Below are 26,453 nucleotides of genomic sequence, written 5' to 3'. Positions count from 1 at the left end.
CGGATTCCCCGTGTGAGGGATGAGGAGAAGGACGAGCGAGGGCCGCGAGGCCCGTGGCACCTCCGGGTGCGCGGGCCGCTCGCGGGGAGCGCCGCGCCGGCGGGAGCCGGACGCGCGGCGGCGGGCGTCCGTCCGCCGACGCGTCCGGCGGCCGTGGAAGACGTGGCGCGGGACCGGGCGGCGGCCCGGCTCCGGCGGTCCGGCATTCCCGCCGTGCCGCCCCCGCGGCAGTGGCCCCCGGGACGGCTCCGGTGCGAGAGCGGCGTGCCGGGGCCGCACTCGTCCTTCTCCTCCTCGCGCTGAGCCTCCGGCCTTGTCGCGCTGAGCCTCGCCTCGTCGCGCGGAGCCTCCGGCGCCCTCCGTTTCCTTCCGTCGCCTTTCGAGAGGACCGATCCATGCGTCACACCGCCGTCGTCGGCAGCGGCGTCGCCGGGCTGACCGCCGCCTATGTGCTGGCCCGCTCGCACCGCGTGACCCTCTACGAGGCCGACGCCCGCCTCGGCGGTCACGCCCACACCCACGACCTCGCCCGGCCCGGCGGCGGCCGCCCGCTGCGCGTGGACTCCGGGTTCATCGTGCACAACCGCCGCACCTACCCGCACCTGCTCCGCCTCTTCCGTGAACTCGGCGTCGCCACGCAGGAGTCGGAGATGAGCATGTCCGTGCGGTGCGAGGGCTGCGGCCTGGAGTACGCCGGGGCGCGCGGCCCGCGCGGACTGTTCGCCCAGCCGTCCAACGCGCTGCGCGGCCCCTATCTGCGGATGCTCGCGGAGATCCCGGCCTTCCACCGCGCCGCCCGCCGGCTCCTCGGCCGGGCCGGAGACGAACCCTCCCTCACCCTGGGGGAGTTCCTCGACCGCGCGGGCTTCTCCCCCTATTTCCGCGCCCACTTCATGACGCCGCTGGTCTCGGCCGTCTGGTCCTGCGACGTGCGCACCGCCCAACGCTACCCGGCCGCCTATCTGTTCAGGTTCCTCGACCACCACGGCATGCTCTCCGTGACCGGCTCCCCGGTGTGGCGGACCGTCACCGGCGGCTCCCGCACCTACGTCGACCGCGTCGCGGCCCGGCTGCACGAGGTCCGCACCGCCACCCCCGTACGCACCGTGCTGCGGCACACGGACGGCGCCGAGGTGATCGCCGAGGACGGCGGCACGGCCGTGTACGACCATGTGGTCGTCGCCGTCCACCCCGACCAGGCGCTGCGGCTCCTCGGCGACGCCACCCCGCGCGAGAAGGAGATCCTCGGCGCCTTCCGCTACTCCCGCAATCCCACCCTGCTGCACACCGACACCGCGCTGCTGCCCCGCACCCGCGCAGCCCGCGCCTCCTGGAACTACCTGATGCCCGCCTGCGACGCGGGCGCGGACCGGGTGCGGGTCAGCTACGACATGAACCGGCTCCAGCGCCTGGCCACGGACGAGCCCCACATCGTCACCCTCGGCGGCGAGGACCGGGTGGCCCCGGACCGGGTGCTGGCCCGGATGACGTACGAACACCCGGTGTACACCCCGGAGTCGGTCGCCGCCCAGCAGCGCCTGCCCCAACTCGCCACCGGCGTCACGGCGTTCGCGGGCGCCTATCACGGCTGGGGGTTCCACGAGGACGGCTGCCGCAGCGGGGTGGAGGCGGCGGCCGCGCTGGGGGTGCGCTGGTGACCCTGCCCGCGCTGTACCCCTGCACGATCCACCACGTGCGCAGGGCACCCTTCCGTTACACCCTGCGGCACCGCACGTACCTGTGGCTGACCGACCTCGACCGGCTGCCACAACTCCCGCTCCTCATACGTCCGTTGGCGCGCTTCCGGGCCCGCGACCACTTCACCGGCAACGCCCCGACGATCCGCGCCGCGCTCGACGGCTTCCTCGCCGGGCACGGCATCGACCTCGGAGGCGGACAGGTCGTGATGCTCACCCACGCCCGCGTCCTCGGGTACGTCTTCAACCCGCTGACCCTGTACTGGTGTCACGGCCCCGACGGCACCCCACGCTGTGTGGTCGCCGAGGTCCACAACACCTACGGCGGACGCCACGCCTACCTGTTGCACCCCGACCCGGACCAAGTGGCCGTCACGGACAAGGAGTTCTACGTCTCGCCGTTCTTCCCGGTGGACGGCCGCTACGAGATGCGGCTGCCGCTGCCCGGCGAACGCCTCCGGCTGTCCCTGCGCCTGGACCGCCCCGGCGCCCCGCCCTTCACCGCCACCGTCCACGGCACCCGCCGCGCCGCCACCCCGGCCGCGCTGCTGCGGCTGTCCCTGCGCCACCCCTGGTCCACCCTCGCGGTCTCGGCCGCCATCCGCTTCCACGGCATCCGACTGTTCCTGCGCGGCCTGCCGGTACGGCCCCGCCCCGGCAGCCGCCCCCCTCACCCGGAGATCCCCACATGACCGCAGCCGACCACCGCCCCGCGACGCGCGCCCGCCTCCCGCGCGCCCGGGACAGCCGCGCCCGGGACGCCCAGGCCCCGGACGCCCCTGCCCGGGACGCCGAGGCCGTGGACACCGAGGCAGTGGACCCCGCCGGCCGGCCCGGCGTGGCCGCCGTACCCCGCGCCTCCCGTCCCGTGCGGGCCGTCGCCGCCGCCGTCGTACGCCACGCGCTGCGCCGGCTGCCCCTGCGCGTCCGGCTCGCCGGCGGCGACACCCTCGGACTGGGCGGCCCGCTGATCGAGATCCACGACCCCGACGCCTTCCACGCCCGCGTCGGCACCGGCGGACTGATCGGTTTCGGCGAGTCGTACATGGCGGGGGAGTGGGACGCCCCCGACCTGGTCGGTGCCCTCACCGTGCTCGCCGCCCACGTGGCCGAGCTGGTCCCGGCCCCGCTGCAGCGCCTGCGCGGCCTGTGGGCCCCGCGGCAGCCGGCCGCCCGCCGCAACACCGCCGACGGCGCCCGCGACAACATCAGCCACCACTACGACCTGTCCAACGACCTCTTCGCCCTCTTCCTGGACGACACCCTCACCTACTCCGCCGCCGTCTTCCGCGGCTTCCCCGCCGAATGGTCCCTGCTCGCCGCCGCCCAGCACCGCAAGATCGACCGTCTGCTCGACCTGGCCGCCGTCGGCGAGGGCACCCGGCTCCTGGAGATCGGCACCGGCTGGGGCGAACTCGCCCTGCGCGCCGCCGCCCGGGGCGCGCACGTCACCTCTCTCACCCTCTCCCGCGAACAGCGCGACCTCGCCCTGCGCCGGGTGCGCGAGGCGGGCCTCGCCGACCGCGTCACCGTCGAACTGCGCGACTACCGCGAGGCACACGGCATCTACGACGCGATCGTCAGCGTGGAGATGATCGAGGCCGTCGGCGCCGAGTTCTGGCCCGTCTACTTCCGCACCCTGGAGGCACGCCTGGCCCCCGGCGGCCGGGCCGCCCTCCAGGCCATCACCATGCCGCACGACCGCATGCTGGCCGGCCGGGACACCCACACCTGGATCCAGAAGTACGTCTTCCCCGGCGGCCTGCTGCCCTCCGTGGAGGCCGTCGAGCAGACCGTGCGCGAGCACACCGGGCTGGCCGTCGCCCGCCGCGACGCCTTCGGCCCGCACTACGCAGAGACCCTGCGGCTGTGGCGCGAGCGGTTCACCGAGCGCGCCGACGACGTCGCCGCCCTCGGCTTCGACACGGTCTTCCGGCGGCTGTGGACCTTCTACCTCGCCTACTCCGAGGCCGGTTTCCGCTCCGGCTACCTCGACGTCCAGCAGTACCTGCTCACCAAGGAGAACCCCGCCCCATGAGCACCACATCCCCCCGCCGGCCCGGTGCCGCGCACCGGATCGCGGACCTCGCCGAGGAGGCCACCGGCACCCGGCTGCCGGTCCGGCTGCGCGCCTGGGACGGCAGCGAGACCGGCCCGCCCGGCGCCCCCGTGGTCGTCGTACGCTCCCGGCGCGCGCTGCGCCGGCTGCTGTGGCAGCCCGGCGAACTCGGCCTCGCCCAGGCCTACGTCACCGGCGAGATCGACGTCGAGGGCGACCTCGCCGAGGGGCTGTGCGCCGTATGGTCCGCCGCCCGCGCCCAGGGCACGCACGCCCCGCGCCTCACCCTCGCCGACCGGGCCCGCGCGGCCGTCCAGGCCGTACGCCTCGGCGCCGTCGGACCGCCGCCGCCCCCGCCCGCCTCCCAGGCCCGGCTGCGCGGCGCCCTCCACACCAGGTCCCGCGACCGCGCCGCGATCAGCCACCATTACGACCTGTCCAACGACTTCTACCGGCTCCTCCTCGACGACACGATGGCCTACTCCTGCGGGTACTGGACGGGTGACGCCACGGAGGACGAGGACACCGATGCCGCTCTGGCCCGCGCCCAGCGCGCCAAGCTGGAGCTGATCTGCCGCAAGCTCGGACTGCGCCCCGGCGCCCGGCTGCTCGACATCGGCTGCGGCTGGGGCTCCCTGACGCTGTACGCCGCCGAGCGGCACAAGGCCCGGGTCACCGCCGTCACCCTCGCCCGCGAACAGGCCGCGCACGTGCGCGAACAGGTCCGCGAGCGGGGACTTGAGGACCTGGTCGAGGTGGTGTGCCAGGACTACCGCGACATCACCGGCTCCGGCTACGACGCGGTCGCCACCGTCGAGATGGGGGAGCACGTCGGCGACGCCGAGTACCCCGCCTTCGCGGCCGCGCTGCACCGGCTGGCGGTGCCGGAGGGCCGGGTGCTGGTCCAGCAGATGTCGAGGGGGCACCGCGCGCCGGGCGGGGGCGCCTTCATCGAGGCGTACATCGCGCCCGACATGCACATGCGACCGCTCGGCGAGACCGTCGGGCTGCTGGAGGGTGCCGGTCTGGAGGTGCGCGCGGTGGAGTCGCTGCGCGAGCACTACGTACGCACCGTGGCCGCCTGGCACCGCACCCTGGAACGCCGCTGGGCCGACGTCGTACGCCTCGTCGGCGAGGAGACCGCCCGCGTGTGGCGGCTCTACCTGGCCGGCGGGGCGCTGGCCTTCGAGGAACGGCGCATGGGCGTCGACCAGATCCTCTGCGTCCGCCCCTCCGGCACGGGCGCGAGCGGGCTGGGCCGGCCCGAGGGCACCGACTGGTACCGAGGGCTGGAGCAGTCGTGACCGGCTTCGCGTGGGGCGCCTTCGTCTCCCACCTCGGCTGGGCGGCGGCGACCGCCTTCGGCGTCATGGCCGTCACGTTCGCCGTCGCGGTCCGCAAGGGCGTGCACCGGGTCGTGGACATCGCCTGGGGCGCCGCCTTCGCCGCCGTCGCGGTGGTGACCCTCGCCGCCTCGGCCGGCGAGGGCGACACGGGCCGACGGGTCCTCGTCACGGTCCTCACCGTCGTGTGGGGACTGCGGCTGGCCGTGCACATCGCCCGCCGGAGCCGGGGCCACGGCGAGGACCCACGCTACGAGGCCCTCCTGAACAAGGCCCCGGGCAACCGCGACCTCTACGCCCTGCGGATGGTCTACCTCCTCCAGGGCGCCCTGGTGTGGCTGGTCTCGCTGCCGGTGCAGGCCGCCTCGTACGCGTCCCCCTCCGTCTCCGTACTGGCCTGGCTCGGTACGGCCGTGTGGGCGGTGGGGATGTTCTTCGAGACCGTGGGCGACGCCCAGCTCGCCCGCTTCAAGGCCGACCCCGCCCACAAGGGCCGCATCATGGACCGGGGCCTGTGGCGGCTGACCCGGCACCCCAACTACTTCGGCGACTTCTGCGTCTGGTGGGGCCTCTTCCTCGTCGCCTGCGACGGCGGCTGGGCCCCGGCCGTGGTGTCCGTGATCTCCCCGGTGGTGATGAGCTTCCTCCTGATCAACGGCAGCGGGAAACGGATGCTGGAACGGCACATGGAGGGCCGCCCCGGCTGGGACGCGTACGTGGCCCGCACGAGCGGGTTCTTCCCCCGGCCGCCGAAGAAGGGGGAGGCGCCCCGGGCCAGTGGGCTCGGCGGATCTACGTGGGAAGGCTGAGCACGGTGACGGGCGCGGACGTCGGCCGGGCCGAACCTCCCGCCGGCTCCACCGTGACGCCGACCCCGGAGGCCCCGGCCACCGGACCCCGCAGCAGCACGGTCTGGCTGCGCAGCGCGGGGTTCATCAGCCCGGCCGACCGCATCGCCCCGCCGTCGTCGAACCACAGCTGGTACACCTTGCCGTCCGGCGGCGCGGGCATCCCCGCCGCCATGAACACCGCCCGGTCCCGCTCCGCCGACACCACCACCGTGCCCGTGCCGCCCGCCACGCGCACCGTGCGCGACTTGGCGTCGGGCGCGGCCAGCACCCCCGCCACCGCGTCGGCCCGCCCCTCCGCCACGGCGGCCCGCCGCGTGGCGTCCTGGGCGCGCTCGTACTGCCACAGCGCCGCACCCCCGAACGCCGCCGCGACGGCCACGGACGCGGCCAGCGCCCACGCCAGCGGACCCCGCGCGCGCCGCCGGCCGGCCGGGCGGAGCCGCGCGGCCGGCGCGGTACCGGGCGCCACCTGACGCACGGAGGCGACCCTGCGCAGCACCTCGGCGCGCAGCGCGGGCCGCACCGGAACCGTCGCCGCGAGCCCCAGCCGGGCCGCCGTCGCCGCGAACTCCGCGACCTCCAGCGCGCAGGACGCGCAGTGGGCCAGATGCCGTTCGACACCGGCCCGCTCGTCCTCGTCCAGGGCGTCCAGCGCGTAGGCGCCGGTGAGAGTGTGCGGATCGGCCGTGCTCACGCGGACACCCCGAGGCAGTCGCGCATCCGGATGAGCCCGTCGCGCAGCCGCGTCTTCACCGTGCCGAGCGGCAGCGCGAGCGCCTCCGCGACCTGGCGGTAGGTGAGCCCCCGGTAGTAGGCGAGGGTCAGCGACTGCCGCTGGAGCTCCGTCAGCGTCCGCAGACACCGTCGCACCTGCTCCTGCTCCAGCCGCGTCTCCACCTGCTCGGTCACCTCGTCGTACTCGGGCGTACGGTCCAGCAGCGCCGCCCTGGTGTCGCGTGCGGCCGCCGCCTCGACCGAGCGCACCCGGTCGACGGCGCGCCGGTGGGCCAGGGTGAGGATCCAGTTGATGGCGGTGCCCCGGTCGGGCCGGTAACGCGGGGCCGTGCGCCACACCTCCACCAGCACGTCCTGCGCGACCTCCTCCGACTGCGCCCGGTCGCGCAGCACCGCGCGAACCACCCCGAGCACCGGCCCGGCGACCGTGTCGTAGACCGAGGCGAACGCCTCCTGGTCGCCCAGCGCCACATCGCGCAGCAGCCGTTCCAGGTCCGGCCCGGCGGCCGGGTTCCCGCCGATGTACACGGCTTCCTTCACAACGGTCCTCCAAGAGCGCGACGGGGCCGGGGCCCGCCGTCCGTGACGAGTGCCTTGCGGCGGGCCCGGGCCGATCCGCCTCATGCCCCTACTTCGGCCCCGCACGCGCCGTGGATGCACCACCGGCGAACGGCTCCGCCCACCTCACCCCCCGGAAGGACGCATCAGCGGACCAATTCCGGGAATCTGCCTCACACCCCGTGGCCCGGCCCGCTCCGAGGGAACACGTCCAAGGGAACAGAGCACAACACGGGACCACCGAGAGGACCTGGTCATGAGCATCCCCAATGCAGAGACGGGCCCCGCCGCCGAGTCGCGGCGGGCGAGCACCGACCTCGCGTCCGGCAACACCGGTGCCGCCGAACCGGCCGCCACGCGCGGCAGGACCTCCATCGCGGACGTCGTCGTCGTCAAGGTCGCCGGTACGGCCGCACGCGAGATACCCGGCGTCCACGCCATGGGCGGCGGCCTGTCCCGCACCATCGGCGCGGTCCGCGACCGGGTGCCCGGCGGCGGCTCGAACGTCGGCCGGGGCGTGAAGGTCGAGGTCGGCGAGAAGCAGACCGCCATCGACCTCGCCCTGGTCGTGGAGTACGGCGTACCGATCGGCGAGGTGGCCCGCGACGTGCGCGAGAACGTGATCCACGCGGTGGAACGCATCACCGGACTGGAGGTCGTCGAGGTGAACATCGCCGTAGACGACGTGCACCTCCCCGACGACGACGAACCCGAGCCGGAGAGCACGCCGCGTGTGGCGTGACCCGGCACCGGCCGCGGCAGGCCGGGCGGTCGCGGGTGGGAACGACCGGCCCGGACGGCGACGACCGGCCGGACGAAGAGGAGACGGAAGATGGACAAAGCGCTGACGGGAATGATCGCCGGCCTCGCGCTGGCGTTCGCGGGCTGGTTCGGCGGCTTCGGCGCGTTCGTGCTGGTGGCCGCGCTCGGCGCCCTCGGCTGGGCGGTGGGCCACTGGGTCGACGGCGGCGGGCGCGCCCGGGACCTGCGGGACACCTTCCAGCGGGGCCGTCGATGACCGAGCCCCACCCCCGCGGCACCGCCGCGGTCTCGGAACAGGCCGTCCGCCGCATCGCCGGCCGGGCGGCCACCGAGGCACACCCCGACGGCGCCGTACGCACCACCGGCAGTGCCGCCGCCGTCCACGGACGCCGCACCGAGATCGCCCTCGACCTCGCGCTGCCCTATCCGGAGCCCCTGGCCCCGCTGGTCCGCCGTATCCAGGACCAGGTCGCCGCCCGCACCGCCGAACTGACCGGTCTCGACGCGTCCCGGGTACGCATCGGCGTCACCGCGCTCACCCCGGTGCCGCCCGACCTCCCGGCGGCCCCGGCCGCCGCACCGTCGCCCGGCTTCCGGGCACCCCGCCGCTGGTGGGCACAGCGTCGCTTTCCCATGGGCATCCTCACCCTCCTCGCCACCCTGGCCTCCGGCTCCCTCGCCGCCGACCTGATCCTCGTCCACACCGGACACCGCCCGGCCGCCGCCTGGCGCACCGGCACCCTGCACTGGCTCCACGGCCACGGCCCCGGTGAACCGCTCGTCACCGCCGCGGGCATCTCCTGCGCGCTCCTCGGCGCCGGCCTGCTCCTCCTCGCCGTCACCCCCGGCCGCCGCAACCTCCTCACCGCCGCCTCACCCGCTCCCGGCACCGACCTCGCGCTGGACCGCTCCACCGTGGCCGCCCTGCTCCACGACGCCGCCACCGGTGCCGACGGCATCACCGCCGCGAGGACGCGTGTCCGACGCCGCCGCGCGACCGTACGCGCCGACCTGGTCTCCGGCGACCGGACCACCGCCGAACACCGGATCACCCAGGCCGCGGGCCACGCCCTGGCCGAATGCGGGCTGCGCCGCCCCCTTCGGCTACGGGTCACGGTCCGGCCCCGACGGGGGTGGACCACGGCACCCGCACCCGCACCCGCACCCGCACCCGCACCCGCACCCGCATCCGCATCCGCATCCGCATCCCCACTGGCACCCGCAGCGCACCCGGCCGTGACATCGGCGCCTGCACCTGCACCAGTGCCTGCCCTCGATCGTCCGGCCCCCGTGGCTCCGCCCGTCCGCGCCCTCGCGGGAGGCGACCTCTGATGCAGACCCTCCGTTCCGTCCTCAACCGCACCGTCCTCGCCCTCACCGGTCTGGCCCTGCTGGCCGGCGGTTCCGCGCTCGCGCTGAGCGGTACCCCGGAGGCCGGCCGGCTGCCCGTACCGCCCGCCCACCACGCGTTCCTGACCGGCGCACGCCTCGCCGGACTGCGGGCGCAGGGCTGGTGGACCCCCGGAGTCATGGCCGGGTCCTTCGCCGCGACCGCCCTGTGCGCGCTGTGGTGCGCCCGCCAGTTCCGCGTCGGCGGCAGCGCCCTGCTGCCGCTGCCCGGCACCGGCGGCACCGTCCGCACCCGCGCCCTGGAGGACGCCCTCAGCCACGACGCGGTGGCCCTGAACGGTGTCGCCCGCTGCCGTACCCGGGTGTTCTCCTCGCACGGGCGGCTCACGGTCCGGCTGCATCTGTGGCTCCAGCCCGGGGTCACCCCCGCCGCCGTGCTGCCCGGCGTGACCCGGCTCATCGGACGCGCCGAATCCGCCACCGCCCCCTGTACCGTCCACAGCCGAGTCCGCCTCAGCCATCTATCCCACCGGGTACCGCATGTCCGTTGAACCCCAGGCGCCCGACGCCTCCCGCTCCCGCACCACCTCCGCTCCCCGGGCCGCCACCTGGGGAGCCGCGCTGCGCCGCACCCCGGTGGCCATGTGGCGGGACGACGTGTCCGACCACGCCGCCGCCCTGACCTACTACGCCATCCTGACCGTGCTGCCCGCCATGCTCGTCACGGTCATCGCCACCGCGCTGATCAGCCCGGGCACGGCCGAGCGGTTCATCACCCAGGTCACCGCCTACGCCCCCGGCGAGTCCGGCGGCGAACTCCACGACACGCTGGCCCGGATGCTGCGCACCGACTCGGCGGTCTGGCCCCTGCTCGTCACCGGAACCGTCAGCGCCCTGTGGTCCGCCACCAGCTATCTGGCCGTCTTCCGGCGCGCCCTGCACCGGATGTACCGCATGGAGGACCGGCGTTCACCCTGGCGGCGCGCGCACCGGATCGTCCTGACCGCGCTGGCCCTGCTCGGCCTGCTCGTCGCGGGCCCGCTGGTGCTGCTGCTCACCGGCCCCGGCGCGGAGGCCGTCGGCTCCTTCTTCGGTCTCGGCGCCACGGCCGCCCTGGTCTGGAGCCTGCTGCGCTGGCCGCTGCTGCTGTGCCTGGCCGTCGTACTCGTCGTGGTCGTCTTCCGCACCGGCCCCGCGCCCGCCCGCACGCGCAGGCACTCGCTGCCCGGCGGCGTCCTCGCGGCGGCCCTGTGGCTCACCGCCTCGGGCGCCTTCGCCCTGTATGCCTCCGCTCTCGGCACCTACAGCCGCCTCTACGGCTCTCTCGCCGGGTCCGTGGTCTTCCTGATCTGGCTGTGGCTGTCCAACCTGGCCCTGCTCACCGGCGCGCAGTTCACCGCCGAACTGAACGAGGCCGAGCCGGGGCCGGCCGGCTGAACGCGGGCGTCTGCGGCCTGGATCGAGCAGATGCCCCGCCACGCCGCCGAGGACCAGCCCTGCCGCGATCAGCAGCGCCTCCGCCAGCACGATCCCCACCGCCAGCAGCACACCGCCGACGAGCAGCACCCACCAGTACCGCGCACGGTGGGGCGGACGCCGGACGGGTGCGCCGGCCGGGAACCGGGGCGAGGCACGGCCGAGCAGTACCTCGTCGTCGTACGGGGTCATGACTCCTCCTCGCCTCACGTCTGCCGGCCGGTCCGGTACGCGGATCTCCGCGCACCTCCAGGATTCGCCCCGCCCGCCCTCCGCCACCATCGGGTACGACCCCCATTCGTCCCGGAGGCCGTCCCCCACCGCCTCGGGGTCGCCGCCCGGGGCGGCCACTCGTGTGGGTGACGGGCGCGGGAGCTGTCCCCGATCCCCCGGATGGGGGCCGTCACGGATGGCGGCCTGTCCGCCCCGCACCCACGCTGGACGATGAGGCCCCCACCAGTGGCCGACCGCGCCCCCGGGCAACCCCGAGACCGAACCCCGAGGAAGCCCGGAGCGCCCCCGACCGCGAGCCTCGGAGGAGGTGCTCCGCGATGCCCCTGTTCTGGCGGATCTTCCTGCTCAACGCCGCCGTCCTCGTCGCGGCCGCCGCCCTGCTGCTCGGCCCCGTCACCGTCTCCACCCCCGTCCTGCTCACCGAGGCCGCGATCCTCACCGCCGGACTCGCGGCGATGCTCGTCGCCAACGCCGTACTGCTCCGCATCAACCTCGCCCCGCTGCAACGCCTCAGCCGCGCCATGACCACGGCCGACCTGCTCCGGCCAGGGGTGCGGCCGCCGGTCGGCGGGCACGGCGAGATCGCCGAGCTGATCACCGTCTTCAACGCCATGCTCGACCGCCTGGAGGACGAGCGGGCCACCAGCAGCGCCCGCGCCCTGTCCGCCCAGGAGGCCGAACGCCACCGCGTGGCCCAGGAACTCCACGACGAGGTCGGCCAGACCCTCACCGCCGTCCTGCTCGAACTCAACCGCGCCGCCCGCCAGGCCCCGCCCGGCCTGCGCGAGGAACTCCGGCAGGTGCAGGAGACCACCCGGGCCGGACTCGACGAGGTCCGCCGCATCGCCCGCCGGCTGCGCCCCGGCGTCCTCGACGAACTCGGCCTGACCAGCGCCCTCAAGGCACTCGCCGCCGAGTTCTCCGGCCCCGGCCTCGCCGTACGCCACCAGCTCGGCAACGACCTGCCCCCGCTCGGCCACGAGAGCGAACTCGTCCTCTACCGCGTCGCCCAGGAAGGACTCACCAACGTCGCCCGGCACGCCCGCGCCCACCACGCCGAACTCACCCTCCGGCACACCCCCGCCGGGGTCGAGCTGCGCGTCCGCGACGACGGCCGGGGCACCGGCGGCGCGCCCGAGGGCGCGGGACTGCGGGGGATGCGGGAACGCGCGCTGCTCATCGGCGCCGACCTGGCCGTACGCCCCGGCCCGGACGGCAACGGCACCGAAGTCCTCCTCACCGTCCCGGTCCGGAGCCACCGCACCCGCCCCGAGCCACCGACCCGCCCGGAGCGACCACGTACTCCGGAGCCGCCACCCCGCCCGGAGCCGCCGCCATGACCGACCCGGCACCCACCCCCACCCGCATCCTCCTCGCCGACGACCACGCACTGGTACGGCGCGGGGTCCGCCTCATCCTGGAGGGTGAACCCGACCTCACCGTCGTGGCCGAGGCGGACGACGGCGCCGAGGCCCTGGTCCAGGCCCGCGACCTGCGGCCCGACCTGGCCGTCCTCGACATCGCCATGCCCCGCCTCACCGGCCTCCAGGCCGCCCGCGAGCTGTCCCGCACCCAGCCGGAGACGCGCATCCTCATCCTGACGATGTACGACAACGAGCAGTTCTTCTTCGAGGCCCTGGCCGCCGGCGCCTCCGGGTACGTGCTCAAGTCCGTCGCCGACCGCGACCTCGTGGAGGCATGCCGCGCCACCATGCGCGGCGAGCCCTTCCTCTACCCCGGAGCCGTCAACGCCCTCATCCGCGACTACCTCGACCGGGTGAGGGACGGCCGCACACTGCCGTCCCGCCTGATCACCGGCCGCGAGGAGGAGATCCTCAAACTCGTCGCCGAGGGCCACACCTCGCAGCAGATCGCCGACATCCTGGTCATCAGCCCCAAGACCGTCGAACGCCACCGCGCCAACCTGCTCCAGAAACTCGGCCTCAAGGACCGCCTGGAACTCACCCGGTACGCCATCCGCGTCGGCCTGATCGAACCCTGAGCCCACGACCGACGCGCCGGACGACAGCCGCACCCCACGCCTAACGCTCGGCGTCGGCTCCCACCGTCTCCGCCGACGCCTCTTCGGCCCCCACGCCCGTTTCCTCGTCGTACGCGCGCGTGTCCGCCGTTCTCACCGGCTCGGCAGACACCGGTTCAGCAGACCCCGGTTCGCCGGGCTGCGCAGGCCGTACGAATCCCAGCGCCCCCAGCACCCGCGCGAGCAGATGCGCCCGTGCCGCGATCACCGGCCCCAGCACGGCCAGCACCAGGACGTACCCGGCGATGAACGACGGCAGCCGTCCGTCGAGCCCCGCCCCGACCGCCATGGCGGCCAGGATCAGCGCGAACTCACCGCGCGCCACCAAGGTCGTCGCGATGTCGGCGGCATGCTCGGGGCCGTAGCCGTAGGAGCGGGCGACGAGCAGTCCGGCGATGACGTTCATGACGATGGTGAGGGCGGCCGCCGCGGCGACCGGGCCGGCCACGGAGGCCAGCCGGGCAGGGTCCAGGGCCAGCCCGAAGGCGAAGAAGAAGATGGCCGCGAACGCGTCCCGCAGCGGATGCACCAGCTGCCGGATGCGCGGCCCGGAGGAGGTGCCGGCCAGGATCAGGCCCACCATGAACGCGCCGATGGCATCCGCGACCCCCAGCAGCTCGGACACCCCCGCGACCAGGACGGCCGCGCCGAGGAAGCTGATCACCAGCAGTTCGTTGTCGCGGACCCGGATCAGACGGCCGACCAGCCGGGTGCCGTAGCGGGCGGCGACCGCCAGTACCAGCAGGAACGCGAACGCCTTCGCCGCCTGGAGGATCGTCTCCGCGACGCCCTCTGCGCCGCCGATGACCGGCTGGAGCGCGGCGAGGTACAGCGCGAGGAACAGGTCCTCGACCACGATCACGCCGAGGATCAGCCGTGTCTCCGGGCGGCTGATCCGGCCCAGGTCGATGAGGATCTTGGTGACGATGGCGGAGGAGGAGATGCCGAGCACCCCGGCCAGCACCAGCGCCTCCCGCGCGCCCCAGTCGAGCGCGAACCCGAAGCCGAGGCCCGCGCCGACGTTCAGCAGCAGATACACCCCGCCCGCCGTCAGCAGCCGTCTGCCGCCCCGGCGCAGGTCTTTGAGCTGGAATTCCAGCCCCAGGTAGAACAGCAGCAGCACGAGCCCCAGCGCGGACAGCATCTCGAAGTCGTGCGGGTCCGACACCAGGACCAGACCCGGGGTGTGGGGGCCGAGCAGCAGACCGGCCAGCATGAACAGCGGGATGGTCGGCACGCCGATCCGGGCGCCGAGGCGGGCGAGGAACGCGGCGGCCAGGAAGGCGCCGCCCATGGCGAGCAGGGCGTCAGCGTGTCCCACGGGCCACCGCCTTCCCCTGGCCGTCGGTCGAGGTCACGTGCGTGACGTCGAGGTCACGCGTCATGACGTCGACGTCACGTGTCATGACACGGTCGCACGGGCCGCGCGGCGCCCACCATCGGTGACGACACCCATCCACGGGCGGGTACGACACCCATGCGTCCACGGGACGCGACACCCATTCGGCCAGGGAGGACGCACGGCACGCGACTCCCACCCGGCTCGGGCGGACGCACGGGACGCGACCCCCCACCCGGCCAGGGACGAAGCACGGCACGCGACCCCCACCCGGCCACGGCGACGCGCGCCACCCGTCCGGCCGAACGCCCCGCCCCGCCGCCCCCGCAACTCCCGCACCCCGTCCGGCGAACGCCCCGCGAACGTCCCACGACGAATTGCCGACCCGTGCCGCCCGTGTTTCGTTGGGTGCTGAGCGATCCCCGCCCGGGGGCGCACGGCCGGCTGGAGGAACAGTGGCAGCGCAGAAATTCGTCCAGATCATCGCCTTCGAGACCGACCGCATCGACGAGATGCGCACTCTGGCCATGAAGATCGAGGAGCGCTTCGGCAGCAAGGAGCAGGGCCCCAGCTACCAGGCCGTCCTCAAGGACCGCAACCAGGAGAACCGCTACTACGAGGTCCTCCAGTTCGACTCCTTCGACGAGGCCGCGCGCAGCCGCCAGAACCCCGAGTCCCGCGAGTTCGCCGAGCGCATGGCGGCGCTGTGCACCCGCCCGCCGTCCTTCCTGGAGTGCGACGTGCTGGAGGAGTCCCGCTGAGCCGGCCGGGACTCCTCCGGGCGGACGTACGGCACCCGGCTACAGCAACCGCCACAGATGGTCGTCCGTGCCGTTGTCCGCGAACTGAACCACCTGTGCGCTGTTCGCGGTGGACATCCCCGACACGCCGAGCACCTTCCCGCTGTGCCTGTTCAGCAGCAGGAACCAGCCGTCGTCCTTGTCCACCCGGCGCCACAGATGGTCGTCGGTGCCGTTGTCCTCGTACTGGACGACGATCGCGCTGTCGGCCGTGGACATGCCGTCCACGCCCAGCACCTTGCCGCTGTGCCCGTTGCGGACGAGGAACCAGCCGTCGCCCCGGTCGACCAGCTGCCAGGCGTGATCACCGGTGGGCGTGTTGTCGTACTGCACCACCCGCGCGCTGTTGGCGGTGGACATGTTGTCCACGGCGAGCACCTTGCCGCTGTGCTTGTTCTGGACGCGCCGGAAGGGCGGTTCCGGCGTCCAGGGGCGGCCGTCCGGCGTGGCGGCCGGGAAGCTGGTGATACGGAGCCGGGCCGCGCCCATGGGGATGAGCGTGACGCTCTCCACGGGGGAGCCGGAGCGGGCCGGGCTCCGTTGCAGCGGGGCGACCACGTGCTCGTCGTCCGCGACCCACTCGGGGATACGGCGGGCCCGCGCCGTCATGCGCACGGGTGTGCCGTCCTGGGTGAAGGGGTTGGCCGCGACCGGACCCGCGCCGCGCGTGAACTCCGGGGTGCTGTCCGGGACCAGGCCGTAGTTCCAGGGCGTGGTGGCGTGCACCTCGTACTCGGGGAAGGCGTCGTCGCCCGCGTAGCGCACATAGTCCTCGCCGATCCGCAGGGCGTACGTGAGCGGGCCGCGCCGGACGCTCACCGCGTCCTGCCCCGCACTCCAGGTGTGCAGCACCGTGCGCTGGGGGAGCTTCAGCGTCACCGTGTCGCCGTCCGACCACAACCGGTCCACCACGGTGAAGGCGGGCCCCGGTGTCGCCGCGAACGCCTTTCCGTTCACGGTGAGTTGAGGATCGGAGCACCAGCCCGGCACGCGCAGGTGGAGCGGGAAGCGCACGCGGCGCGGAGTCGAGAGCGTGAGGCGGACGGTGTCCCCGAAGGGGTAGTCGGTGTCCTCGGTGACCGTGACCTCGGTGCCGCCCGCCACCGTCGCGCGCACCGTGCAGGGCGAGTAGAGGGCGGCGGCCAGTCCGCCGCCGGGCGCCGCGAGCCACAGCTCCTCGCTGAAGTACGGCCATCCCATGCCGTAGTTGTGGGGGCAGCAGCGGTACTGGTCGACACCGGGCTGGAAGGACTGCATGGCGAAGCCGTTCTGGAACTGGCCTTGCGTCTTCGTCCTGTTGTCGAGGTCGATGCCGTTCGCGCTGGTGATGTAGTGCACCGCCCGGCCGGCGGGGTCGAGGGCCGCGGGCAGCAGGTTGAAGGCCAGTTCCTCGCAGCGGTCGGCCCACACCGCGTCGCCCGTGATCCGGGTCAGCAGCTCGTGGCTGGCCATGAACTCCACGATGCCGCAGGTCTCGAAGCCCTGCCGGGGATCACCGAAGCCGGGGCGGATGTTCTCGTCGCCCGCGAAGCCGCCGCCGGGGAACTGCCCGTAGGAGCCCATCACTTGGTCGTAGACCTGGTAGGCGGCACGGGTGTCGGAGGCCGAGCCGGAGCGGCGGGCGTACTGGGCGCCCTCACGGAAGCCCTGCGCGATGTTGACGTTGTGCGGGGTGGGCAGCGCGCCGGTCCAGGAGGCGCCGTAGCCGTGCATCTTGTCGGCCAGGCCGAGCAGGAAGGCGTCGCCGGTGCGGTCGTACAGCCACAGGGCGATGTCCAGGCCGTCGCCCCAGCGGTAGGAGACCCAGCTGTGGTCGAACGCGCCCTTGCCCTGCGCGTTCATGAAGGTCAGGAAGCGGGTCAGGAAGGGCACGATCCGCGTGTCGCCGCTGTACTCCTCCCAGGTGCGCAGCGCCATCAGCAGCGGCAGGAACGGCCAGAAGTCGGGGCCGCCGTCCAGCGAGGTGCGCAGGGCGCGGGGGCCGAAGAAGCCGTCCGCCTGCTGCGTGGCCAGGATGGCGTCGATCCAGCGCCGGGAGTTCGCCAGCGCGTGGTCGTCGCGGGTGGCGATGGCGAGCGGGACGTAACCCCGTAGCCAGTACGGCAGTTCCTCCCAGCCGGGGTTCTCCGGGTGCACCCAGCCGGTGGAGGCGAAGTCGAGGAAGTGCGAGCGCTGTTCATACCGGCCGAACAACCCGTCGCGCAGCAGCCGGAGTTGGCCCGCGAGCCAGCCGCGTGCCGTGATGCTGCCGGGGCGCAGCCGGGTGAAGGCCGCGGGCGCGAGCGCGCGGGGGGTGCGGCCCGCGGCGGCGGCAGGGGGAGCCAGCCGGACGGACAGCGCGGCCGAACTCAGCGCCAGGGCGCCGCCGGTGAGGAAATGACGTCGGTGGAGGGGCATACGGCGCTCCTGAGGAGTGGGGGAAGAGTGCGCGGCCCGCCCCGGGGAGGCGAGGCGGGCCGTGCGGTCAGGAGGTGCAGGTGAGCGTGCCGTTCTCGGCGCCCTTGATCAGCGCCTCGTGCGCGGCGTGGAGCCGCTTCGCGTCGGGCTTGAGGACCTTGCGGTCGTAGGTCATCAGCCCGTTCAACTCGCCCTCGACGTCCGTGATCTGGGTGTACACGGCGCCGTTGCCGCCCTTGCAGGCCGCGAGCTGCCCGACCTCCTTCAGCCGGTCGAGGTACACATCGGTGTAGGTCTCCGGGGTGACGCCCACATAGGTCATCTGGACCGGGAAGGCGTGCCCGGGGACACCCAGGCCGAGGCCGCCGTACTCACCGCTGACCAGGGCCCGTTTGCCGTCGGCCGCGGGCAGTTGCGGGCTCGGATAGCCGTGGGCGTCGGCGATGTCGCCGTTGCCGCCGTCCACCGCGCCGCAGCAGTTGAGGCCGCTCATGTTGTTGACCAGCCGCGTCGGGTCGAGGGACTTGGCGTAGTCCGCGATCCGGGCCTGGTCGTACTGGCCCCAGCCCTCGTTGAAGGTGACCCACATGATGACCGAGGGGTGGCTGTCGTGCTGCCGGATCATCTGCTTGAGCTCGTGCTCGTACTCCGTGCGCGCGGCCGCCGACGGGTTGACCGTGTTCATCGCCGGCATGTCCTGCCAGACCAGCAGACCCAGCTTGTCCGCCCAGTAGAACCAGCGGTCGGGCTCGACCTTGATGTGCTTGCGCACCGAGTTGTAGCCCAGCTGCTTGTGCACCTTGAGGTCGTAGGCGAGGGCGTCGTCGGTCGGGGCCGTGTAGAGACCGTCGGGCCAGAAGCCCTGGTCGAGGGTGGCCATCAGGTAGACCGGCTTGCCGTTGAGCAGGGTGCGCTGCTTGCCGTTCACCGTCTTGACCTCGATGGAGCGCATACCGAAGTAGCTGCCCACCCGGTCGGCGGAACTGCCCCTGCCCACCGTGACCTTGAGCTTGTACAGGTGCGGGTCGTCCGGCGTCCAGGCGTGCGGATGCGGCACCGGCACCTTCAGGGCCGTACCGGTGGTGCCGTGGACGCGGCCGACCTCGCGGCGGCCGTCGTAGGCGACGGCCGTGACCGGCACGCCGTCACGCACCCCGCGCACGTCCACCGCGACCGAACGCTTCGCGAGGTCCGGGGTGGTCTTCACATCGGCGGCGTGGTCGCGGGCGACCGGCTCCAGCCACACCGTCTGCCAGATGCCCGAACTCGGCGTGTACCAGATGCCGCTGGGGTCGAGGCGCTGCTTGCCGACCGGCGGGTTCTCACCGCTTGCCGAGTCGGTCGGGTCGTAGACGCCGACGATCAGCTCCTGCGGCCCGGACTTCTTCAGCGCGTCCGTCACGTCCACGCTGAACCGGTCGTAACCGCCCTTGTGTTCACCGACCTTGCGGCCGTTGACGTACACCACGGCCTGCCAGTCCACGGCGTCGAAGTTCAGCTGGAGCCGCTGCTGGTGCGCGCGCCAGTCGGACGGCACGGTGAAGCTCCGCTTATACCACATGCGGTCCTCGTGCCGCTCGATCCCGGAGAGCTGGGACTCCACCGGGTAGGGGACGAGGATCTTCTCGGCCAGCTTCTTGCCCGTGGGCGGCTGCTCGCCCGCCTTGGCCCCGGCGAACTCCCAGGTGCCGTTGAGGTTCTTCCACGCGTCGCGCGTCAACTGCGGGCGCGGGTACTCCGGGTGGGCGTTCTTCGCGCTCACCTTGTCCGCCCACTTGGTGCGCAGCTGGTACGTCGAGCCGTTGGTGCCGGTGCTCCAGAAGTCGCTGACGGCGGTGCCGTCGGCCTCGGTCAGGCCGCCCTTGCCGTCGTAGCGCAGGTCCGCGTAACCGCCGTGACCGCCGACGACCGGCTCGGTGAGCGGGACGACCAGCTTGGCCGGGTCGGAGGCGTCCAGGTGGGCGGTGCCGCGCGGCCAGGCCGAGCCGCCGACATCGATGTCGAGGTGACCGTCGAAGCCGGCCGGGGGAGCGGCGAGCGGACGGTCGAAGTCCAGCACGAGGGTCTTGCCGTCGGGCTGGATGGCCGCGCTCGCGGGGCCGTTGTAGGTGAAACCGTCGGGCAGCGTGAACGCCGACTGCGGGATCGCCTGCTTGCCGCCGCCGGGCGGCGTCCAGCGCACATGCAGGTTCGAGCCGCCGTAGTGCTCGAAGTACTCGACCTTGAAGTCGTAGGCGTGGCCCGCCTCCAGGGTGACGGGAGCCGAGGTCTGCTCCTTGTCCCAGTCGTCGACCCAGTGGTCGATGACGGACTTGCCGTCGATCCAGAGCCGGAAACCGTTGTCCCCGGTGATCGAGAAGACATGGGCGCCGCTCGCGGTCGGCGTGAGCTTGCCGGTCCAGCGCACACTCACGTCGTCCTGCCGGCCGGTGCGGGCCTTCAGACGGGGTTCGAGGTCGGGGAAGTCGAGACTCGGGTCGAAGGACGTCGCCTTCAGGGTGGCGAAGTCGAAGGCACCGGGGGCGGACTGGGTGTAGTACTCGCCCTTGAGCCCGTGGGCGACGGGTGCTTCGGACGCCCGGGACTCGGCGGGCGCGGCCTTGGAGCCGACCGCACCGGCCAGCACCAGCGCCATCGCGGTGAACGCGGAGGCCAGCCAGCGGCCGGCACGCAGTCTGCGGCGGGGGAAGGTGGGATGCACGTGTACCTCCGGTGGGAAACGGAGTTGCGGGTGCGTGCTCTGCCCGTGCTTCGGAACATCTTGTATAACGTTGGAAACAAGGGCAGTTGGCATGAGAACACGCCTCCTGCGCTCTGTCCAGGTGTCTGACACGAGGCGTGGGAGGACAGCAGATGCGCGTGAGCCTGAAGGACGTGGCCGAACGTGCGGGGGTCTCCGTGAAGACCGTCTCCAATGTGGTCAACGACTATCCGCACGTCACACCGGCCATGCGGGCCCGGGTCCAGCAGGCCATCGACGAACTCGGCTACCGGCCGAATCTGACCGCTCGTCACCTGCGCAAAGGACGCACCGGAATCATCGGCCTGGCCGTGCCCGAACTCGGCAACTCCTACTTCGCCGAACTGGCCGGCGCCGTCATCGACGCCGCCGCCCAGCACGAGTACACCGTGCTGCTCGACCACACCCAGGGACTGCGCGAACAGGAGATCCTGGTCTGCCAGGGCTTCCGCGCCCGGGTCATGGACGGGCTGATCCTCAGCCCGCTGGAGCTGGAGACCGAGGACCTCGCCGCCCGCCGCGACGACGCGCCCCTCGTCCTGCTCGGCGAGCGCCGCTACGACCTGCCCTACGACCACATCGTCATCGACAACATCGCCGCCGCCCGCGCCGCCGTGCGCCATCTCCTCTCCCTCGGACGGCGCCGCATCGCCTTCCTCGGCGCCCGCCAGGACCGCCTCCATCAGCCCGCCCACCTGCGGTTCATCGGCTGGCAGGCGGAACTGGCCGCCTCCGGACTCGTCGCCGACGAACGCCTGGTCGCCACCACCCGGGGCTGGGGCCACGAGGACGGCGCCCGGGCCATGGCCGCGCTGCTCGACGCCGGGGAGCAGCCGGACGGCGTGTTCGCCTACAACGACCTGATCGCCCTCGGTGCCATGCGCGTGCTCTTCGAACGTGGCCTGCGCATCCCCGAGGACGTGGCCGTGGTCGGCTTCGACGACATCACCGAGTCGCGCTACGGCGCCGTCACGCTCACCACCGTCTCCCCGGACAAGGTGGCCATCGCGCGCCTCGCCGTGGAATCCGTCGTCGGACGGCTCAAGGGCGAGCAGAACCACGAGGCGCCCCGCGTCGCCCGCCAACTCCAGCCCGGCTTCACGCTCGTGGAGCGGGAGAGCACCCTCGGACGGCGCGTCCGCACGAGCTGACCAGCACAAATACCGTACAGCGAGGGTGAGTTGGCCCGGATTGCGGTTGGATGACGTGCTGTCCGAGGTGTTTACACGGCCCTTGCAACGATGTAAAAAGCATCCTGATCTGGTCACCGCCGGACCGGCCTTCCGCAGTCCCGAAGTGGGGTAATCCGCATGAAGCCGCACTCCCGCAGCACCACCAGAACCATCCTCGCCGTGGGTCTCACCGCCAGCCTGGCGCTCGTCGCCGCCTGCACCAAGTCCGAGGACGACAAAGCCTCTTCGGGCAGCACCGCCGTGAACGACGACGCCGGGAAGCAGGTCGCCGAGAGCGGCGGCGGCAAGACCTGCGCCATCGGCGACTACGGCGCCGACAAGCTCGACCTGTCCAAGACGGTCGTCGGCTTCTCGCAGTCGGAGAAGGAGGCGAACCCCTTCCGCATCGCGGAGACCGCCTCCATCAAGGCCGAGGCCAAGAAGCGCGGCGTCAAGCTGCTCACCGCCAACGCCCAGTCCCAGTTCTCCAAGCAGATCAGCGATGTGCAGGACCTCATCGCCAAGGGCGCCAAGCTCCTCGTCATCGCCCCGCTCAACTCCGACGGCTGGGACCCGGTCCTCCAGTCCGCCCACGCCAAGAAGATCCCGATCATCACCATCGACCGCCAGATCAACGCCGCCCCCTGCAAGGACTACGTGAGCTTCATCGGCTCCGACTTCGTCCAGCAGGGCCGGCGCGCCGCCGACCAGCTCATCGCGGCCACCGGCGGCAAGGGCGAGATCGCGATCCTGCTCGGCGCGGCGGGCAACAACGTCACCACCGAGCGCACCAAGGGCTTCGAGGAGCAGATCAAGGCCAAGGCCCCCGGACTCAAGGTCGTCTTCAAGCAGACCGGCGAGTTCACCCGCGAGAAGGGCCAGTCGGTCACCGAGCAGCTCATCCAGTCCAAGCCCGGCATCAAGGCGATCTACGCCGAGAACGACGAGATGGGCCTCGGCGCCGTCAACGCCCTCAAGGGCGCGGGCAAGAAGCCCGGCGCGGTGAAGATCGTGACCATCGACGGCACCCGCAACGCCGTCCAGGGCATCGCGGACGGCTGGATCAGCGCCGTCATCGAGTCCAACCCGCGCTTCGGGCCGCTCGCCTTCTCGACGCTCGACGACTTCACCCAGGGCAAGCCGGTCGGCGAGGACATCGTCATCAAGGACAGCCAGTACACGAGCGCCAACGCCAAGGCCGACCTCGACAAGGCGTTCTGAGCCCGACCAGGCAACTTGAGGCCCGCCAGGGCCTCGTGACGGCTCGTCATCGTGAGGCGCCGGGGGAACGACCGCTCCCGGCGCCCCGAGCGGGCACGTCGCCCATGACCCCCATGGAGAGCAGCCGTGACCGCACCTCCCGACGAAGTACTCGCCGTACGCGACCTGACCAAGCGCTTCCCCGGTGTACTGGCCCTGGACGGGGTGACGTTCACGCTCCGGGCCGGTGAGGCGCACGCCCTGGTCGGCGAGAACGGCGCGGGCAAATCCACCCTGATCAAGGTCCTCACCGGCGTCTACCGCCCCGACGAGGGCGAACTGCGCTACCGCGGCGAGCCGGCCGCCTTCTCCACCCCGCTCGCCGCGCAGCACGCCGGGATATCCACGATCTACCAGGAGGTCAACCTCATCCCCCTGATGAGCGTGGCCCGCAACCTCTGTCTCGGCCGCGAACCGCGCACCCGGCTCGGCCTGATCGACTTCGCCCGGATGCACCGCGAGGCGGCGGAGACGATGGCCGAGTACGGCGTCCACGTCGACGTCCGCCGCCCCTTGCGCGAACTCGGCGTCGGCGCCCAGCAGATGGTCGCGCTCGCCCGTGCCGTCTCCGTCGACGCCCGCGTGGTCGTCATGGACGAGCCCACCTCCTCGCTCGAACCCCGCGAGGTGGAAACGCTGTTCGGCGTCATCCGGCGGCTGCGCGCCCAGGGCATCGCCGTGCTCTACGTCAGCCACCGCATGGACGAGCTGTACGCCGTCTGCGACACGGTCACCGTGCTGCGCGACGGCAGGCTGGTGCACACGGGACCGCTCGCCGAGACCGGCCGCCTCCAGCTCGTCTCCCTCATGCTCGGCCGGGAGACGAGCGAGGTCAGCGCGGAGGGCGTCACCAAGTTCGCCGGAAGCCACGACGCGGGGACCGAACCGGTGCTCAGGGCGGAGAAGCTGAGCAAACGGCACCTGCTGCACGACGTCTCCCTGGACATCCGCCCCGGCGAGGTCGTCGGACTCGGCGGGCTGCTCGGCTCGGGGCGTACCGAGACCGCCAAGGCCATCGCGGGCGCCCTCGCGCTCGCCGGCGGCCGGGTCACCGTGGCCGGGCGGCCCGTGCGCACCGGCTCCACCCCCGCCGCGATCCGCGCCGGCATCAGCCTGCTGCCCGAGGACCGCAAGACCGAGGGCATCGTGCCCGGCCTCTCCGTCCGGGAGAACATCGCCCTGGCCGCGCTGCCCCGCATGTCCCGCTTCGGCCTGGTCTCCGAGGCGAGCGTGGACCGCGTGGTCGACACCTTCATGAAACGCCTGCGGATCAAGGCCGCCAGCCCCGACCAGAAGGTCGGCGAACTCTCCGGCGGCAACCAGCAGAAGGTCCTCCTCGCCCGCTGGCTCGCCATGCAGCCCAAGGTGCTGCTCCTGGACGAACCCACCCGGGGCATCGACGTCGGCGCCAAGGCCGAGGTGCAGAAACTCATCGACGAACTGGCCGAGGACGGCCTCGGCGTCCTGCTGATCTCCTCCGACGTGGAGGAGCTGGTCGAGGGCTCCGACCGGGTGGTCGTCCTCCGGGACGGCGCCGTCGTCGGCGAGCTGACCGGCGACGACGTGAGCGAGGACCAGTTGATGCGGGCCATCGCCGAGGCGGCCGAGGAGGAGCCCCGCCATGACTGAACTCTCCCTCGACAGAAGGGCTTTCCCCGACCGGGCCGCAGTGGTCGCCTGGCTGCAGAACTACGGCGTCTATCTCGGCCTCGCCGTCCTGCTGCTGTTCAACGTGCTCTTCACCGACCACTTCGTCTCCGGCGAGAACTTCCGCACCCAGGCCGTCCAGGTCGCCCCGGTCCTGATCGTCGCGCTCGGCATGGCGCTGGCCATCGGCACCGAGGGCATCGACCTGTCGGTGGGCGCGGTGATGGCGCTGGCCACCTCCGTGACCTCGCTCTATCTCGGCTACGGCCCCTGGCTCGCGCTGCTCATCGCCATGGTCGCCGGCGCGGTCGTCGGACTCGCCAACGGTTCCCTCATCGCGTACGTCGGCGTGCAGCCCATCGTCGCCACCCTCGCGCTCATGGTCGGTGGGCGCGGCATCGCCCTGGTCCTGCTGCCCCAGCTCAAGGACGTGCGCGACCCCACGATGGCCTCGCTCGGCGCGGGCAGCGTCCTGGGCATCCCGTACCTGGCGATCGTCGCGGCGGTGCTGGCGGTGATCGTCGGCTTCGTCGTACGCCGGACCACCTTCGGGCGCCGCCTCCTCGCCGTCGGCGACAGCCGGCCCGCCGCCCAGCTCGCCGGGCTTCCGGTGCGCGGCGTGCTGATCGCCGTCTACGTCTGCTCGGGCGTCCTCGCGGCCGTCGCCGGGTTCCTCGCCACGGCCCGCCTCCAGGCCAGCGACCCCAGCTCGCTCGGCAACCTCATGGAACTGTCCGCCATCACCGCCGTCGTGGTCGGCGGCACCCCGCTCACCGGCGGCCGCGTCAGGATCGGCGGCACGGTGGCCGGAGCCGTCCTCATCCAGCTCCTGACGGCCACGCTCATCAAACACGATCTGCCCACGTCCTGGACGCAGATCGCCCAGGCACTGGTCATCGTGCTCGCGGTGTACGCGGCACGGGAGAGGGGCAAGCGGTGACCAGCACCAAGGAACACCCCACGACCGCCCCACAGGCGGCACCCCCCGAGGACGCCGCCCGGCGCGGCGACCGTATCGCCGAGCTCGCCCAGCGGCACGGCGCCCTGGTGGCCCTCGTCGTCCTCGCCGCCGTCGCCTCCCTCTCCTTCGACTCCTTCGCCACCGGCGACAACCTCGGCAACATCGCGGTCAACTCCGCCTTCCTCGCCACCGTCGCGCTCGGCATGACCTTCGTCATCGTCAGCGGCGGCATCGACCTCTCGGTCGGCTCCGTCTTCGTCCTCGGCGGGGTGCTGGCCGCCTGGGGATCGCAGTACGGCACGGTCGTCGCCCTGTTGCTGCCCCTCACGGTGTGCGCGGTGATAGGCCTGGTCAACGGCCTCCTCGTGGCCCGCACCGGACTCGCGCCGTTCATCGTCACCCTCGCCTCGATGCTCGCCGCCCGGGGCATCATGCTCGCCATCACCGACGAGGGTGCCGACACCTACCTCGTCGCCAAGGGCTCCTTCTTCGCCACCCTCGGCCAGAGCAAGCTGCTCGGCGTGGCAACACCCGTATGGATCACGGCCGTTCTCTATCTGGCGGGCGCCGTCCTGCTGCGCCGCACCGCCTTCGGACAGCGGGTCTACGCCATCGGCGGCAACGAACAGGCAGCCGCCCTCATGGGCGCCCCCGTCGCCCGCACCAAGATCGCCGTCTACACCCTCTCCGGCCTCCTCGCGGGCCTCGCCGGCGCGCTGAGCGCCGCCTACCTCGCCTCCGGCGTCACCATCCTCGGCTACGGCATGGAGCTCGACGCCATCGCCGCCGTCGTCATCGGCGGCACCCTCCTCACCGGCGGCCTCGGTTACGTCAGCGGCTCCCTCGTCGGCGTCCTCCTGCTCAAGGTCATCCAGAACGTCATCAACCAGATCGGCTCCCTGGACTCGGCCTACCAGCAGGTCGCCAGCGGGGCGTTCCTCGTCCTGGTCGTCATCGCCCAGACGTGGCTGGCGAGGAGGCGGCGGGTGGGGTGAGTACGGCGCCTCACGGCGCTCACGGCGGTCATGGCG

Annotated in this window: 23 protein-coding genes; 18 read left to right on the top strand and 5 right to left on the bottom strand. The window is 72.9% G+C overall.

What is annotated here, in order from left to right:
- The first annotated feature begins 395 nt into the window (after positions 1-395).
- The 5 genes from AB0898_RS21450 to AB0898_RS21430 are packed head-to-tail and all read left to right on the top strand — an operon-like array spanning position 396 to position 5,908.
- Positions 396-1,658 carry an FAD-dependent oxidoreductase gene (locus AB0898_RS21450; RefSeq protein ID WP_366804540.1) on the top strand — a complete coding sequence of 421 codons (1,263 nt, stop codon included), beginning with the start codon at positions 396-398 and terminating at the stop codon, positions 1,656-1,658.
- Positions 1,652-2,389 carry a DUF1365 domain-containing protein gene (locus tag AB0898_RS21445; protein ID WP_366804603.1) on the top strand — a complete coding sequence of 246 codons (738 nt, stop codon included), beginning with the start codon at positions 1,652-1,654 and terminating at the stop codon, positions 2,387-2,389. Before AB0898_RS21450 ends, AB0898_RS21445 begins: the two co-directional genes overlap by 7 nt.
- Positions 2,386-3,735, top strand: a complete 1,350-nt coding sequence (locus tag AB0898_RS21440) for a cyclopropane-fatty-acyl-phospholipid synthase family protein (RefSeq protein WP_366804539.1) — start codon at positions 2,386-2,388, stop codon at positions 3,733-3,735. The genes AB0898_RS21445 and AB0898_RS21440 overlap by 4 nt, the downstream gene beginning before the upstream one ends.
- The gene (locus tag AB0898_RS21435; RefSeq protein WP_366804538.1) at positions 3,732-5,060 is read left to right on the top strand and encodes a cyclopropane-fatty-acyl-phospholipid synthase family protein; all 1,329 of its coding nucleotides are present in this window, start codon (positions 3,732-3,734) and stop codon (positions 5,058-5,060) included. The genes AB0898_RS21440 and AB0898_RS21435 overlap by 4 nt, the downstream gene beginning before the upstream one ends.
- Positions 5,057-5,908 carry a DUF1295 domain-containing protein gene (locus AB0898_RS21430; RefSeq protein ID WP_366804537.1) on the top strand — a complete coding sequence of 284 codons (852 nt, stop codon included), beginning with the start codon at positions 5,057-5,059 and terminating at the stop codon, positions 5,906-5,908. Before AB0898_RS21435 ends, AB0898_RS21430 begins: the two co-directional genes overlap by 4 nt.
- On the opposite strand, the gene AB0898_RS21425 is transcribed toward AB0898_RS21430, so the two are convergent.
- A complete protein-coding gene (locus tag AB0898_RS21425) occupies positions 5,892-6,644 on the bottom strand; it encodes an anti-sigma factor (RefSeq protein ID WP_366804536.1) in 753 nt (250 codons plus the stop codon). The genes AB0898_RS21430 and AB0898_RS21425 overlap by 17 nt on opposite strands.
- Positions 6,641-7,225 (bottom strand): sigma-70 family RNA polymerase sigma factor, encoded by a 585-nt coding sequence (locus tag AB0898_RS21420; RefSeq protein WP_366804535.1) that lies wholly within the window; start codon positions 7,223-7,225, stop codon positions 6,641-6,643. The genes AB0898_RS21425 and AB0898_RS21420 overlap by 4 nt, the downstream gene beginning before the upstream one ends.
- A 274-nt stretch (positions 7,226-7,499) precedes the next feature.
- Here AB0898_RS21420 and AB0898_RS21415 point away from each other — a divergent pair, with 274 nt between their 5' ends.
- The 7 genes from AB0898_RS21415 to AB0898_RS21385 all read left to right on the top strand — a co-directional run bounded on the left by AB0898_RS21415 (position 7,500) and on the right by AB0898_RS21385 (position 13,067).
- Positions 7,500-7,985, top strand: a complete 486-nt coding sequence (locus AB0898_RS21415; RefSeq protein WP_366804534.1) for an Asp23/Gls24 family envelope stress response protein — start codon at positions 7,500-7,502, stop codon at positions 7,983-7,985.
- 90 nt (positions 7,986-8,075) lie between these two features.
- The gene (locus AB0898_RS21410; protein ID WP_366804612.1) at positions 8,076-8,261 is read left to right on the top strand and encodes a hypothetical protein; all 186 of its coding nucleotides are present in this window, start codon (positions 8,076-8,078) and stop codon (positions 8,259-8,261) included.
- The gene (locus AB0898_RS21405; protein ID WP_366804533.1) at positions 8,258-9,337 is read left to right on the top strand and encodes a DUF6286 domain-containing protein; all 1,080 of its coding nucleotides are present in this window, start codon (positions 8,258-8,260) and stop codon (positions 9,335-9,337) included. The genes AB0898_RS21410 and AB0898_RS21405 overlap by 4 nt, the downstream gene beginning before the upstream one ends.
- The gene (locus tag AB0898_RS21400; protein ID WP_366804532.1) at positions 9,337-9,906 is read left to right on the top strand and encodes a hypothetical protein; all 570 of its coding nucleotides are present in this window, start codon (positions 9,337-9,339) and stop codon (positions 9,904-9,906) included. Before AB0898_RS21405 ends, AB0898_RS21400 begins: the two co-directional genes overlap by 1 nt.
- Complete coding sequence (locus AB0898_RS21395) at positions 9,896-10,792, top strand: YihY/virulence factor BrkB family protein (protein ID WP_366804531.1); 897 nt, start codon at positions 9,896-9,898, stop codon at positions 10,790-10,792. Before AB0898_RS21400 ends, AB0898_RS21395 begins: the two co-directional genes overlap by 11 nt.
- Before the next feature lie 590 nt (positions 10,793-11,382).
- Positions 11,383-12,405 (top strand): HAMP domain-containing sensor histidine kinase, encoded by a 1,023-nt coding sequence (locus AB0898_RS21390; protein ID WP_366804530.1) that lies wholly within the window; start codon positions 11,383-11,385, stop codon positions 12,403-12,405.
- Complete coding sequence (locus tag AB0898_RS21385; RefSeq protein WP_366804529.1) at positions 12,402-13,067, top strand: response regulator transcription factor; 666 nt, start codon at positions 12,402-12,404, stop codon at positions 13,065-13,067. The genes AB0898_RS21390 and AB0898_RS21385 overlap by 4 nt, the downstream gene beginning before the upstream one ends.
- A 40-nt stretch (positions 13,068-13,107) precedes the next feature.
- Here the strand turns inward: AB0898_RS21385 and AB0898_RS21380 are convergent, their stop codons facing one another.
- On the bottom strand, positions 13,108-14,427 hold the full coding sequence (locus AB0898_RS21380) for a cation:proton antiporter (protein ID WP_366804528.1): 1,320 nt from the start codon (positions 14,425-14,427) through the stop codon (positions 13,108-13,110).
- Positions 14,428-14,900: 473 nt separating this feature from the next.
- Between AB0898_RS21380 and AB0898_RS21375 the strand changes: the two genes are divergently transcribed.
- A complete protein-coding gene (locus AB0898_RS21375; protein ID WP_356094961.1) occupies positions 14,901-15,206 on the top strand; it encodes a hypothetical protein in 306 nt (101 codons plus the stop codon).
- A gap of 39 nt (positions 15,207-15,245) precedes the next feature.
- Here AB0898_RS21375 and AB0898_RS21370 read toward each other — a convergent pair whose 3' ends face one another.
- Positions 15,246-17,642 carry an RICIN domain-containing protein gene (locus tag AB0898_RS21370; protein WP_366804527.1) on the bottom strand — a complete coding sequence of 799 codons (2,397 nt, stop codon included), beginning with the start codon at positions 17,640-17,642 and terminating at the stop codon, positions 15,246-15,248.
- 67 nt (positions 17,643-17,709) lie between these two features.
- The gene (locus AB0898_RS21365; protein WP_366804602.1) at positions 17,710-20,277 is read right to left on the bottom strand and encodes a PA14 domain-containing protein; all 2,568 of its coding nucleotides are present in this window, start codon (positions 20,275-20,277) and stop codon (positions 17,710-17,712) included.
- A gap of 218 nt (positions 20,278-20,495) precedes the next feature.
- Here AB0898_RS21365 and AB0898_RS21360 point away from each other — a divergent pair, with 218 nt between their 5' ends.
- From AB0898_RS21360 to AB0898_RS21340, 5 genes are all read left to right on the top strand, one after another.
- Complete coding sequence (locus AB0898_RS21360) at positions 20,496-21,533, top strand: LacI family DNA-binding transcriptional regulator (protein WP_366804526.1); 1,038 nt, start codon at positions 20,496-20,498, stop codon at positions 21,531-21,533.
- A 159-nt stretch (positions 21,534-21,692) separates the two neighbouring features.
- Positions 21,693-22,775, top strand: coding sequence for an ABC transporter substrate-binding protein (locus AB0898_RS21355; protein WP_366804525.1), 1,083 nt, complete (start codon positions 21,693-21,695; stop codon positions 22,773-22,775).
- A 126-nt stretch (positions 22,776-22,901) separates the two neighbouring features.
- Positions 22,902-24,443 carry a sugar ABC transporter ATP-binding protein gene (locus tag AB0898_RS21350; RefSeq protein WP_366804524.1) on the top strand — a complete coding sequence of 514 codons (1,542 nt, stop codon included), beginning with the start codon at positions 22,902-22,904 and terminating at the stop codon, positions 24,441-24,443.
- Positions 24,436-25,401 carry an ABC transporter permease gene (locus AB0898_RS21345; RefSeq protein ID WP_366804523.1) on the top strand — a complete coding sequence of 322 codons (966 nt, stop codon included), beginning with the start codon at positions 24,436-24,438 and terminating at the stop codon, positions 25,399-25,401. Before AB0898_RS21350 ends, AB0898_RS21345 begins: the two co-directional genes overlap by 8 nt.
- On the top strand, positions 25,398-26,417 hold the full coding sequence (locus tag AB0898_RS21340) for an ABC transporter permease (protein WP_366804522.1): 1,020 nt from the start codon (positions 25,398-25,400) through the stop codon (positions 26,415-26,417). Before AB0898_RS21345 ends, AB0898_RS21340 begins: the two co-directional genes overlap by 4 nt.
- Positions 26,418-26,453: the final 36 nt, after the last annotated feature.

Source organism: Streptomyces sp. NPDC005435 (assembly GCF_040703155.1).
Taxonomy (GTDB): Bacteria; Actinomycetota; Actinomycetes; order Streptomycetales; family Streptomycetaceae; genus Streptomyces.
The sequence above is the reverse complement of the archived record's forward strand: the minus strand, read 5'-3'. Positions and strand labels throughout refer to the sequence as shown.

Bases quoted from the DNA above. Each gene is read 5' to 3' on its own strand.
- AB0898_RS21450 (WP_366804540.1), top strand. From the start codon at position 396: ATGCGTCACACCGCCGTCGTCGGCAGCGGCGTCGCCGGGCTGACCGCC.
- AB0898_RS21440 (WP_366804539.1), top strand. From the start codon at position 2,386: ATGACCGCAGCCGACCACCGCCCCGCGACGCGCGCCCGCCTCCCGCGC.
- AB0898_RS21435 (WP_366804538.1), top strand. From the start codon at position 3,732: ATGAGCACCACATCCCCCCGCCGGCCCGGTGCCGCGCACCGGATCGCG.
- AB0898_RS21415 (WP_366804534.1), top strand. From the start codon at position 7,500: ATGAGCATCCCCAATGCAGAGACGGGCCCCGCCGCCGAGTCGCGGCGG.
- AB0898_RS21410 (WP_366804612.1), top strand. From the start codon at position 8,076: ATGGACAAAGCGCTGACGGGAATGATCGCCGGCCTCGCGCTGGCGTTC.
- AB0898_RS21405 (WP_366804533.1), top strand. From the start codon at position 8,258: ATGACCGAGCCCCACCCCCGCGGCACCGCCGCGGTCTCGGAACAGGCC.
- AB0898_RS21400 (WP_366804532.1), top strand. From the start codon at position 9,337: ATGCAGACCCTCCGTTCCGTCCTCAACCGCACCGTCCTCGCCCTCACC.
- AB0898_RS21395 (WP_366804531.1), top strand. From the start codon at position 9,896: ATGTCCGTTGAACCCCAGGCGCCCGACGCCTCCCGCTCCCGCACCACC.
- AB0898_RS21390 (WP_366804530.1), top strand. From the start codon at position 11,383: ATGCCCCTGTTCTGGCGGATCTTCCTGCTCAACGCCGCCGTCCTCGTC.
- AB0898_RS21385 (WP_366804529.1), top strand. From the start codon at position 12,402: ATGACCGACCCGGCACCCACCCCCACCCGCATCCTCCTCGCCGACGAC.
- AB0898_RS21370 (WP_366804527.1), bottom strand. From the start codon at position 17,642: ATGCCCCTCCACCGACGTCATTTCCTCACCGGCGGCGCCCTGGCGCTG.
- AB0898_RS21365 (WP_366804602.1), bottom strand. From the start codon at position 20,277: ATGGCGCTGGTGCTGGCCGGTGCGGTCGGCTCCAAGGCCGCGCCCGCC.
- AB0898_RS21360 (WP_366804526.1), top strand. From the start codon at position 20,496: ATGCGCGTGAGCCTGAAGGACGTGGCCGAACGTGCGGGGGTCTCCGTG.
- AB0898_RS21355 (WP_366804525.1), top strand. From the start codon at position 21,693: ATGAAGCCGCACTCCCGCAGCACCACCAGAACCATCCTCGCCGTGGGT.
- AB0898_RS21345 (WP_366804523.1), top strand. From the start codon at position 24,436: ATGACTGAACTCTCCCTCGACAGAAGGGCTTTCCCCGACCGGGCCGCA.